Source organism: Bacillus sp. LR--39 (assembly GCF_053613335.1).
Genome location: NZ_JBSIOT010000561.1, coordinates 1 through 865, shown reverse-complemented (window position 1 = coordinate 865; position 865 = coordinate 1). Strand labels below are relative to the sequence as shown.

Annotated in this window: 1 protein-coding gene; it reads right to left on the bottom strand. The window is 50.9% G+C overall.

Annotated features, from left to right (window positions below):
• The coding region (locus ACWHAR_RS24915) for a condensation domain-containing protein (protein WP_452088158.1) at positions 1-865 on the bottom strand (865 nt) is incomplete at both ends.

Here is an 865-nt window from a genome sequence, read left to right as displayed (position 1 = left end):
AACAGCTTCCGGATCCTTTGCCGCCTGCTTTTCAAACAAAACGGGCAAAGATGAACAAGGTATGCTGTTGGACGATTTGCTCCAATCAGCCAGCATGTTTTCCCGTTCGGCCGGAAGGAGAATATCGAGTTTTTCGATCGGCTGATCAGGGTCGTCTGCTGCTGAATCCAGCAGCCTGACAAGCCGTTCTGCCAATGTTTGAACCGTATTTCGCTCAAATAAATCTGTGCTGTATTCAAGAAATCCGCCGATACCTGCGGGTGTTCCGTCCGCTTTTCGATGTTCGCGAAGCTCAATCGTCAAATCAAACTTGGCTGCTCCGACGCTGCGAATTTCAATGTCTGACTTGAGGCCGGAAAGGTCAAGCTCAGGTTCAGGCGTATTTTGAAAGGCAAGCATAATTTGGAACAGCGGATGTCTCGCTCTTGACCTGCGCGGATTAAGCACTTCAACAAGACGCTCGAACGGAAGGTCCTGATGCTCATACGCTGCAAGGTTTACTTTTCTGACTCTGTTCAGAAGCTCCCGAAAACTCGGATTACCCGATGTATCTGTTCGAAGCACAAGCGTATTAACAAACAATCCGACAATTTCGCCTAAAGCATCATCGTTTCTTCCCGCTATCGGGCTGCCGAGCGGAATATCATGGCCTGCTCCGAGCCGTGTCAGTAGTGCGGCAAGAGCCGACTGCAAAATCATAAACATGCTGACTCCGGTGCTGCGGGACAAATCGAACAGGCGGCCGTGCAGCTGTTCGTCAATGCTGAGATCAATCGTACCGCCTCTGTAGCTAGATTCCGACGGACGCGGGTGATCAGTCGGAAGCTCCAGCTGATCAGGCAGATGTTCCAATGCCTTCGACCAA